General features: G+C 38.7%; 9 protein-coding genes and 1 pseudogene. 5 read left to right on the forward strand and 5 right to left on the reverse strand.

The genetic code is table 11. The features are described from left to right. Positions 1–730: OprD family outer membrane porin (locus NL42_RS08205; protein ID WP_461312402.1), on the forward strand; the 730-nt coding region annotated here is incomplete at its 5' end. A 99-nt stretch (positions 731–829) separates the two neighbouring features. Here the strand turns inward: NL42_RS08205 and NL42_RS08210 are convergent. Continuing rightward, entirely contained in the window at positions 830–1,936 is a 1,107-nt protein-coding gene (locus tag NL42_RS08210; protein ID WP_461312403.1) for a beta-ketoacyl-ACP synthase III, read from the reverse strand. Positions 1,937–2,031: 95 nt separating this feature from the next. Continuing rightward, on the reverse strand, positions 2,032–5,889 hold the full coding sequence (gene hrpA / locus NL42_RS08215) for an ATP-dependent RNA helicase HrpA (protein ID WP_461312404.1): 3,858 nt from the start codon (positions 5,887–5,889) through the stop codon (positions 2,032–2,034). 352 nt (positions 5,890–6,241) lie between these two features. Here hrpA and ahpC point away from each other — a divergent pair, with 352 nt between their 5' ends. Both ahpC and NL42_RS08225 read left to right on the forward strand, forming a co-directional pair. Continuing rightward, positions 6,242–6,805, forward strand: a complete 564-nt coding sequence (ahpC, locus tag NL42_RS08220) for an alkyl hydroperoxide reductase subunit C (protein ID WP_016138759.1) — start codon at positions 6,242–6,244, stop codon at positions 6,803–6,805. 253 nt (positions 6,806–7,058) lie between these two features. Further along, a complete protein-coding gene (locus NL42_RS08225; protein ID WP_004793625.1) occupies positions 7,059–7,268 on the forward strand; it encodes a KTSC domain-containing protein in 210 nt (69 codons plus the stop codon). 51 nt (positions 7,269–7,319) lie between these two features. On the opposite strand, the gene NL42_RS08230 is transcribed toward NL42_RS08225, so the two are convergent. Further along, on the reverse strand, positions 7,320–8,513 hold the full coding sequence (locus tag NL42_RS08230) for an alkane 1-monooxygenase (protein WP_461312405.1): 1,194 nt from the start codon (positions 8,511–8,513) through the stop codon (positions 7,320–7,322). A 120-nt stretch (positions 8,514–8,633) separates the two neighbouring features. On the opposite strand from NL42_RS08230, the gene NL42_RS08235 reads away from it, so the two are divergent. Next, positions 8,634–9,668 carry a helix-turn-helix domain-containing protein gene (locus tag NL42_RS08235; RefSeq protein ID WP_461312406.1) on the forward strand — a complete coding sequence of 345 codons (1,035 nt, stop codon included), beginning with the start codon at positions 8,634–8,636 and terminating at the stop codon, positions 9,666–9,668. On the opposite strand, the gene NL42_RS08240 is transcribed toward NL42_RS08235, so the two are convergent. Together NL42_RS08240 and NL42_RS08245 are read right to left on the reverse strand one after the other, a co-directional pair. Further along, positions 9,660–10,247 carry an O-methyltransferase gene (locus NL42_RS08240; protein WP_461312407.1) on the reverse strand — a complete coding sequence of 196 codons (588 nt, stop codon included), beginning with the start codon at positions 10,245–10,247 and terminating at the stop codon, positions 9,660–9,662. The genes NL42_RS08235 and NL42_RS08240 overlap by 9 nt on opposite strands. Positions 10,248–10,292: 45 nt before the next feature. Beyond that, entirely contained in the window at positions 10,293–10,511 is a 219-nt protein-coding gene (locus NL42_RS08245; protein WP_049837791.1) for a DUF1653 domain-containing protein, read from the reverse strand. Between the two features lie 267 nt (positions 10,512–10,778). On the opposite strand from NL42_RS08245, the pseudogene NL42_RS08250 reads away from it, so the two are divergent. Then, positions 10,779–11,147, forward strand: a pseudogene (locus NL42_RS08250) (alkyl hydroperoxide reductase subunit F); the annotation flags it as partial.

The raw sequence follows: 11,147 nt of genomic DNA on the forward strand, positions 1-11,147 counted from the left end.
CTATGCTGAAATTGGTCGGGTTGAAAAAGTATCCCCACGAAATGAAGAAGACTTTAAGAGGTTTTCATTCACGGCAAATGGAATTACCAAAGAATCGGATGGCTTAAATTATATTGACCTACGCTACCAATTTACGCCGTCACTCAAGGGTGAATATTACTTTGGTAATTTAGAAGACCTCTATAACAAACACTATGTTGGGCTTGAGCATAATTGGAAACAACCTAATTTCGCTCTTACTTCTAAGTTTAAATACTTCAATGCAAAAGATGATGGCAATACTTTTGATATCGATGCGCAAAACATCGGGGTGCTAGAAACGCTCAAAGTAAAAAACCATACCTTTGGTTTAGGATACCAACAAATTATGGGTGAGTCGGCTTATCCGTTACCAGATGGCTTCTTACCAGAGACCTATTTCATTAACTGGAATACCACTGGATTCTTTAAAGAAGATGAAAAGTCTTACCATGTCATGTACGGCTACGACTTTAAAGATTATGTGCTGGGCTTAAACGCAATGGTGAAATATGTTTATGGACATGACTTTAAAGCAGCCAATGGCGAGAAAAACCATGAAACTGAGTCGAATGTGATTTTAAACTATGCATTTCAGCAGCCATTCTTAAAAGGTGTTGCTCTGCAATATATTCGCATTGATTACAACGTAAAACACGGCAATGACTTTGGCGAAGATCGTTTGTTTGTAAACTACACTAAAAAGTTTTAATAACTTTTGATTCAATTGAAGCGGGCTAATTTTAGTCCGCTTTATTATTTTTGAGCCATAAAAAAACGCTCTTACGAGCGTTTTAATTAAACCAGCAACTTAAGCAATGTGCTTTTGTACAACAATCGAACCTACTGAATAACCAGCACCGAAAGATGAAATCACACCATATTCGCCATTATCCACTTCATGACCTGTACGGTGTAAAGCAATGATCACACCTGCTGAAGAGGTATTTGCAAACTCATCTAGAATAATTGGTGCACGGCTTAAATCTGCTTCTTTACCAGCCACATATTTCAAGATTAGTTCATTCATGTTCGCATTGGCTTGGTGTAACCAGAAACGCTTAATATCGTTTGCAGTTAACTGCATTTTTTCCAACTGCGCATTAATGATTTTTGCCACTAACGGACAAACATCTTTAAATACTTTTCGGCCATCTTGACGGAATAACTTATCGTCAACTACCGCATCTTCGCTACGGTTTAAGAAACCAAAGTTATTACGAATGTTGTTTGAAAATTGAGTAAATAAATGAATATCTAAAATTTCAAAACCAGTTTTAGTAGTCGTTTCTTCAATAATAGAAGCCGTTGCAACATCACCAAAAATGAAGTGACAATCACGGTTACGGTAGTCTAGGTGACCCGATGTAATCTCGACATTCACCAATAAAACACGGCGAGCACCCGAACGAATTGCATCAGCTGCTTGTTTCAAACCAAAAGTAGCAGCTGAACATGCAACGTTCATGTCGTAGGCATAACCTTGAATACCAAGTGCCGACTGGATTTCAATCGCAACTGCTGGATAAGCACGCTGCATGTTTGAACATGCCAAAATCACAACATCGATATCTTCAGCAGTTACGCCTGCATTTTCCATTGCCTGTTTCGCAGCAATGACGCCCCACTCTGCTTGAAGTGAAAGTTCATCATTTGAACGTTCAGACAAACGAGGACGCAAGCGATTTGGATCAAGAATACCTGATTTCTCAATCACGTAACGGCGCTTAATACCAGACGCTTTTTCAATAAATTCAGCACTAGAACCACGTAATTCTTCGAGTTCACCTGCTGCAATTTTCTCTGCATTCTCTTGGTTATATTGTTCCACATAAGCATTTAAACTGTCGGCCAGTTCTTCATTAGAAATGATTTCTGTTGGATGAAATAACCCAGTACCTGTGATACGAATGCCCATGTAAAACTCCTAAAAAAATGAATAGGGTCTGTTAATCTTTCATTTATAAATTGCGTTGTAGGCTAAACAACAACATAAACAGACCCCGATCTATCTTAACTGATTCCCAAACGATCCCATAACTTTTGCAGTCGAGTTGGTGAAATAGGCATCTTGGTTTTCATCGGTTGAGAAAATAAAGAAATGCGAAATTCTTCCAACATCAAATACAATTCTTTGATTTTTGGATCGTTTTTGAATTTAAATACCTTGTCCATCCATGGATCGACATCATCAATAGCGGCATGATCTCGCTGTAGATTATTTGGCAATCGATCCAAACGCAATAGCAGCGCTTTTAAATATCGCGGATATTCCTGCCAAAGATCGACTGGTTGGCAATAAACAAAATTGCTAAGTGACATTAAATCTAGCTGATCTTCAATATCATCAACGCTACGGCCAAATATGTCTCGGTCAAGCACTAAAAGCTGACGGCGAATTTGCTGCCATTGAATATAGATATCACTTAATTGCTCAAGTGCTTGTTGACCATGACTCAAAAATTGCTTTTTGACCTGCTCGAGCAGTTTGTTAAATTCATCTGCATTAATTGGCAAAGTTGTAATTGCCATTTGCAACGTTGCATAGACCAACATCTGCTCAAGCTTAGCTTTATCACCCAAAGGTGAATATGCCAAAGCAAGCGGTTTTGAAATCTGCTTTTTCAACTGGCGAACCAAATCGCCAAGTTGCATATGGACGAGGCGGATAATCCCTTCACGATGCTGCTTAATGGCTTCAGCCTGATCATTAAAGGTTTGTATAACAACACCAGAGTCATCTTTAGCTTCAATTTCAGCAAAAGCTTTTGTAGGAACTAAAGCCTGATATTGTTTCACAACAACACCCGTAACTTTATGTGAAGCCTCAAAAGTAAAATTCTCAGGGAAGTTTTTAAACTCACCTTTTTGCTGTTTTACTGGACGATGTGTTTCCACACGGCAACGCGCTTTTAACTCAGGTAAATCACGGCCTTTTGCAATCAACTTACCTTTTTCATCAATAACTTTAATGAAAGGCACCAAATATGGATCAATGCGTTCAAACGAGAAATCTTTGTCAGTAATTTGCTCACCACGTAAGGCAAAAGCTAAATAACTAAAGATATGTTCACGTAAATGTACTGCATCAATGCCTTGCATGAGCTTGCGAGCAGTATCAGGAATAGGCACTACATTACGACGCTTATCTTTAGGTAAAGCTTTAAGTAAAGCCTCAATTAAATCTTGGCGCCAACCCGGAATTCCCCATGACCAAATATTTTCATCAACTTGAGGCAATGCCTGTACAGGAATTTGAACAGTCGCCCCATCTTCGTCATGGCTCGGGTCAAAATGATAGGTCGTTGCTAAACGTAGCTGCCCATTGTGTAGATGATCTGGGAATTGCTGCGTTGTTGGTCGGTCATTGAGCCAAAGTGAATCATCTTCAATAAATAAATAACGTGGATGATTCGCTTCTACCGTCGCACGCCAGTCTTCAAAACTACGACGACTTGCGATTTCTTCAGGAATCTTAGAAGCATAAAACTGATAAATCGTTTCTTCATCGACCACTAAATCACGGCGACGCAATTTATCCTCAACTCGCTCCACTTCTTCAAGTTTAAGTAAGTTGTGTTTTAAAAATGGTGGGATCGTACCCAAATTACCAGTAGTTAATGCATCACGTAAGAAAATCTCATGCGCAGCAGGCTGGTCAACTTTCTCAAAATTAATTAACCGCTTTGGTTCAATAATTAAACCAAACAGAGAAATTTGCGCATACGCATTTACGATCCCAGCTTTCTTAGACCAATGCGGCTCGAAATAGTGATATTTCAATAAATCACGTGCAGCAAGCAAAATCCATTCAGGGTCAATTTTAGCTAAAGTACGTAAGTACACTTGAGAGGTTTCGACCATCTCAAAAGCCATCACCCAAGAGGTATTGGTTTTGTGCAAAGTACTTGCTGGAAAGACTTTAGCCTTTTGCTGACGCACTGCCATAAAGGTGTTGCGTTCATCAGTTTTATTGGCAATAAAAGACAACAAACCTGTCAGCAATGCACGATGCAAGTTTTCATAGTTAGCATCTTTTTCATTAAAGCTGAGTTTTAAACCTTCTGCTAACTCAACTAACTGATGATGCGTCTGTTTCCATTCGCGTAAACGCAACCAACTTAAAAAATTCTGCTTGGCAAACTGACGTCGTTTATTTTCAGACATACCTGCTTCACCTTTAGGATTTAAAGTATCCCAAAGTTTTAAATAAAACAGAAAATCTGAATCTGCTTCTTTGAACAAAGCATGCTTTTGGTCAGCCTGCATTTGTTTGTCTGCCGGACGCTCACGCGGGTCTTGAACCGCTAAAGCACTCACCACAATCAAGATTTCTTTGAGCACGCCAAAATGAGCACCGCCAATGATCATACGAGCGAGTCGTGGGTCAATTGGCATACGTGCCATCATTTGCCCGACTTTAGTCAGCTCATTTTTCTTCTCGTTAAGTGCCCCTAACTCAATGAGTAACTTACGACCATCATTTACAAGACGGAAATCTGGTGGCTCAATAAAATCAAAGTTTTCTAACTCACCCAAACCTAAACTGTGCATTTGCAAAATAACAGAAGCCAAGTTGGTTCGTTTAATTTCAGGTTCGGTAAATTCGGGGCGGCTTACGAAATCTTCTTCGCTATATAAACGAATACACACACCCGCAGCAATACGACCACAACGCCCTTTACGCTGATTGGCAGCAGCCTGAGAAATTGCTTCAATTGGTAAACGTTGCACACGTGAACGGTAGTTATAGCGAGAAATACGAGCAAAACCGCTATCAATCACATAGCGAATATTTGGAACAGTTAGTGCAGTTTCGGCCACGTTGGTCGCAATAATAATACGGCGACCCTTTCCACCTGGACTGAAAATCCTTTGTTGCTCAGAAACAGCTAAGCGCGCATACAAAGGTAAAATTTCGGTATGTCTTGGTCCGTACTTTTGCAAGGTTTCCTGCAACTCACGAATTTCTTGCTCGGTGCTTGAGAAAATTAAAATATCAGCATGTTCAGGATGACCTTTTGCTTCTGCGTCAGCAAAGCATTCTTCAACTGCCTGTACGACTGCTCGAGGCAAGTTTTCTTCGAAATCATCAAACTCATCGTCATCACTTCCGCCAATATTCATCTCTGAAATTGGGCGATAAAGCACTTCGACCGGATAACTACGCCCTTCCACTTCAAAAATAGGCGCATCATTAAAGTAATTACTAAAACGATTTACATCTAAAGTTGCTGAAGTCACGATAACTTTTAAGTCTGGGCGTTTTGGCAGTAACTGCTTTAAATAACCCATAATAAAATCAATATTGAGTGAGCGTTCATGCGCTTCATCAATAATAATCGTGTCATATTTAGACAAGAAACGGTCATTGCCTAACTCGGCAAGCAAAATACCATCGGTCATTAACCGTACAATTGAGTCTTGTGAACCTTGTTCATTAAAACGGATTTTAAAACCAATCGATTCGCCAAGCTTTTCGCCGACTTCTTCTGCAATACGCTGAGAAACACTACGTGCAGCCAAACGGCGTGGCTGTGTATGCCCAATCATACCTGTTAAGCCACGACCTGCTAGCATTGCAATTTGAGGAAGCTGAGTGGTTTTACCTGAGCCAGTTTCGCCTGCCACAATAATGACCTGATGCTTTTGAATCGCATCAATTAAACGGTCAGCATATTGCGAAACAGGTAGTTCCTGATTCAGTTTAATTTTAGGGAGACGTTCAAATCGCTGCCTTACTTTGGCATTAGATTGTTCAAATAATTTTTCAATCTCTGCTGTATTGGCTTTTTTATCTTTACGCAAACGATTTAAACGGTAACGATCTCTTGCCATCACCCACTGATCTATATTTAAACCATTCTGCACAGACAAACTTTCCTGAAAATACAACAATCCGCTATTTTACGCTGTAATGCTCTTCAGGTAAAACACTTGGTTTTTTATATATTTTTAATTTTTTTACATTTTACCCTTGAATTCTCACTCACTAGACTTCATGTTGTTAGGCAAGTTTCTTTTACTATAACTGTCATTTGATTTACATGTTTTTGCAGTCAAATCGAATACAGTATTTGGGGACTTAAAAATCGCAAATTTATCACTTATTCAATTTTCCGATTTTAGTCATGTAAAAATACTATTTCCCCAATAAAGAATTTTTATTTATTCTACATCTCGTAAACAAGTTTAAATATAAACCTCAATCATGGAGACAATGATGAGCTTGATTAATACTGAAGTTAAACCATTCCAAGCAACTGCTTACCACAACGGCCAATTTGTTGAAGTTAACGAAACTAACCTTAAAGGTAAGTGGTCTGTTGTATTCTTCTATCCAGCTGACTTCACTTTCGTTTGTCCAACTGAACTTGGTGACTTAGCAGACAACTACGCTGAATTCCAAAAACTTGGTGTTGAAATTTATGCTGTATCTACTGATACACACTTCACGCACAAAGCTTGGCACGACACTTCTGAAGAAATCAAAAAAATTCAATATCCATTAGTTGGTGACCCAACTTGGACTCTTTCTAAAAACTTCGACGTTCTTATCGAATCTGAAGGTTTAGCTGACCGTGGTACTTTCGTTATCGATCCAGAAGGTAAAATCCAAATCGTTGAACTTAACGCTGGTGGTATCGGCCGTGACGCGTCTGAACTTCTTCGTAAAGTAAAAGCTGCTCAATACGTACACTCTCACCCAGGTGAAGTTTGCCCAGCTAAATGGAAAGAAGGCGAAGCTACTCTTGCTCCATCTATCGACCTAGTTGGTAAAATCTAATTTTTTAGATTAGACCAATACGTCTGAAAACCACCCTTTTTAGGGTGGTTTTTTTATTGGTTATTTTTATAAATCTAAGCTCTATTCCACACCCAAATTTTATAGCTAATTTTTTACAATTCTTATACTTATAAATTTATAGCAAGATTCATTTATGAATTGTCAGCCTGCTTAACTTAGAGTACTGTCGAATTATGAAACAAAAGAGTTTTATATATGTATTAAAAGATCAAACAAAAGTAGGAGTAGTTATATGGAAAAATCTGTTGTTGTAACCTCTTGGAAATACGATGTTTCTTCACGCTATTTAAAAATTTTCTATAGCAATGGCTCAGGTGAGCTCTACCATCCAGTTCCAGAGTTTATCTACAATAATTTACTACGTACAAATGATAAAACTGCATTTGTTCACAAATATCTTGAGTTTGATCTGCATTTTAACAGACTCCGTATTTCTGCTTAATCATAAAAAATCAGCCCGCTGGGAGCTGATCTGTTTTATATCTTTTGGCTATTAAGCTGCGTCATTTTGCTCAATATATTTCTCTAGCATTTTTTCCTTCACATCTACATGCATATTGATTTTACTAAGGTCCCCCTTATAGTGCTCGACAACGCGATCATCCATAATTTTTGACCACCAAGATGGAATAAATGCAGGCAAAATCATTGCACCATAACCTGCTGGTAATTGCGGCGCATCTTCAAAGTGACGTAAGGTCTGAAAGCTGCGAGTTGGATTAGCATGATGATCTGAATGGCGTTGTAATTGATATAAGAACAGATTGGTCACCACATTATTATTGTTCCAGCTGTGCTCTGGCATAGTACGTTCATATTGCCCATTTTCTTTCTTTGCACGCTTTAAACCATAATGTTCAATATAATTCACCGATTCAAACAAAGTTACTGCATAAGCGGCTTGAGTAACTTGAAATGGAATCGAACGCGCACCAAATTTCGCAAACATGGCTGCATGGTACACAGCAGACATCGCCCAGCCATGAATCAGCTCATTTTCCTTACAGAAGAAAGGCAATTTCTTACGTTCTAAACGATTCTTTTCAATTTCGATTGCCGATTTAAAACTGCCAATTACGGTACGCGGTAAAAACTTCCAAAAGCTTTCACCAAATTGTGAAGATGCTGGGTCTTCAGGTGTCGCAACGCGGCGGTGGTGTCCATAAGGGTGTTCAATTCGGAAATGGTTATAACCCGAGGGCGCTAACGCTAAATGAGATAAATAATGTTCAAGCTGCCCATTCTTGTGGCTAAGTTCATGTGCCGTATTAATGGCAATCCCATTGACCATTCCCACCAAAGTTCCTAGTAAAACCTGATCAGCAAGAGATGTATTTTTACGACTGGCTAAATATGCCCCATAGATATTGGTCGCATATTGCAAAGGAATGAAAAGTTTAACAATGCGAGCGTAATACGGATCCGCTTCTAAATCTGCGATTGCGTCTAATGGCGGATTTTCCGTGTCTTCACCAATCAATTTATCCAATGCCGGAATAACACCATGAATAAATAATGGCCCAAATGAAGCGAAGAACTTTTTAGTTTTTTTAGGACCAAATTGATAGCCCGCTAGGCCACCCATTGCAATGGTCGGTACGGCCAAACCCAATAGCCATAAATGACGCTTTTTATCCTTAAATGTTGTTGTCGCTTGCTCGACATCCAGTTGAGTATGCATATTCATTAGAGACTCCAATCAAACACAAAATGTTTTACTTGAATTGATTGTGTTCCTTCATAGCCCCTCTATATTATCATTTTAAGACTTGCTATTATCATTTTAAGACTTTACTGAGCTTTTCTTGTGCAGAAGCAACAGATTCCTGTTATTCCATCACGTTATTATTTACGGCTGATTGAAATTTTAATCAGCACACATCAATACGATAATGATTTATTGAGGGCATTCCAGCAAGAACTGGCAAAAACAGAATTATTATCGATTCAACAAATTGAACAATTTATTGAGATGGGTTTAAGTCTGCCCAATACCCAAGACTTGGCCTTTGAACTGGGTAAAAATATCAAGCTCAGCTCACATAGTCTGGTTGGCTATGCACTAATGACCAGTCCTAATCTGGAACATGCACTTAGGCTAATTGCGCAATATTTCAGACTGATTATGCCGAGTTTTAAGCTCAGCATTCAGTTTCCGGCCAATCAGCAAAAGGTTGAACTATTATTTGAACCGATTTTGCAGATGAATAAGCAATGTTTGGCCTTTCATATTGAAGCGATTGCCGTGGCCTTTTACTACAGCTTGTTAGAGTTGGCAGGTCAGCAATTACAACGCTACCAAGTGTATTTGAGTATTCCAGAGCCTAGCTATCAAGAACGTTACATATCCTTAGTAAAAGCCAATTTCCACTTTAACTATACGTGGCTTTCAGGTATCCGCGTGGTGATTGATCAACAACAATTAGCACTTCCCTTACCTTTAGCTGATGCACATAGTTTAAAAATAGTTGAACAACGCTGTCAGGAACAAATCCAGAAGATCTATCATCAAGGTGAAATTGTTGAATGGGTCAGCATGATGTTGCGACAAGCTAATCAAGTCCCAACCCTAATGGAATGTGCCAAAGTATTAAACATTTCGACCAAAACCTTGCAACGCTATTTACAGCAGCAAGGCGTTGAATTTCAAAATTTAAAGCAACAAATCAGCACTGAGCGTGCCATTGATTTATTAGAGAATTCTACCTTTACCATTACCCATATTGCCTATGAACTAGGCTATTCCAACCCTGCCAACTTTACCCGCGCATTTAATAAAGTACAGGGTTGTAGTCCCCAAGCTTATCGGCAAGAATATCTCAAGAAAGTGAACCTACTTTAGAACCACCATACATAAACCAGCACCTATCGGCAAAATACTGCTCATAAAATTTCCATCGTTTTTAATTAAAGATAAGAATGAACTTACTTCAGCCGCATGTGAAATGACGTTATCAATAATGAGAACACCACCATTGGGCTTCATCAGACGCTTTAAATCGGGCCAATAATTTTCGTAAGCATTGCGCTCAGCATCTAACAAAATAAAATCGAAAGTTTCCTGAGATTCTTTTAAATAATCGGCGGCATCCCCGATCCAAAAATCGACGACTTCATCTAATGCCAGTTCAGTAACATGGCGCTTCGCCTCGGCACTACGATTGGCATCAATTTCAAGCGTCGTTACTTTTCCGTGAGTCGCTTGTGCAGCCTCAGCAAGCCATAAAGTAGAATAACCTGTTGAAGTACCGATTTCTAAAATTGACTTGGCTTGTTGCATTCGAATAAATTGCGACAGAAGTTTTGCAGACTCAGCCTCAATATTTCGATAACGCAGCAAGCGATCTGACTGCTGGGCATCGTGCCGTTTAAAGGTGTCATATAAATCTTCAACTCTTTGTAAGAAAAAAGTATTTGGCATATTTCCACCCTTTAAAATCGTTATTTTATATGACAGCCATTTGAGTTAAGTGCTTTGAATTAACTTGAACCGCGGCACGATACTTCCATCAGCCATTTGAACCGTTTCAGTAAACATATCAAGCGGACGTACCCAAGTTGAATAGTCACCATAAAGACACTGATAAACCACGAGTTGCTCTTCAGTCTCGCTGTGTTTTGCCACAGAAAAAACTTGATAGAGATTACCTTTATAATGCTGATAAATGCCGCGTTGCAATGACATGAAAGTACCTTTTAATGTTATGACATAAAATCTTTACAGCCATATAACATATATAATTTTTTAAACACTTTCACTTTAAAAGATGAAAAAGAGTAATAAAGATTACCTAAAGACAAATTCCACTTTAACTTCTTGATATTATTTATAAGTGCCAATCAACATTCAAAAAACCGATCAAATATATAAAAACATACTGTTTCACCTATTCTGTGTTTTAACGTACTATGCATCTATTGAAAGAATTTGGATGCATTGGAGTAAAAACAGATGTTAGATCAAAACATTAAAACTCAATTAAAAGCTTACTTAGAACGTTTAGAAAGTCCAATCGAATTAGTTGCTGCTTTAGATCAATCAGATAAAGCTGTTCAAATTAAAGAACTTGTGACAGAAATTGCAGAACTTTCTGACAAAGTGACTGCCCGTTTTGATGGCAACAATACACGCCGTCCAAGCTTTGGTGTGGCTAAAGCAGGTGAAGAACCTCGTGTGTTTTTTGCCGGCTTACCAATGGGCCATGAGTTTACATCTTTGATCTTGGCTCTGTTACAGGTGTCTGGTTATGCACCTAAAGTGTCAAATGAAGTACTCAATCAGATTAAAGGTTTAAACCTCAAAGCTGACTTTGATGTGTTT

The sequence above is a fragment of the Acinetobacter sp. GN11 genome, assembly GCF_054823985.1.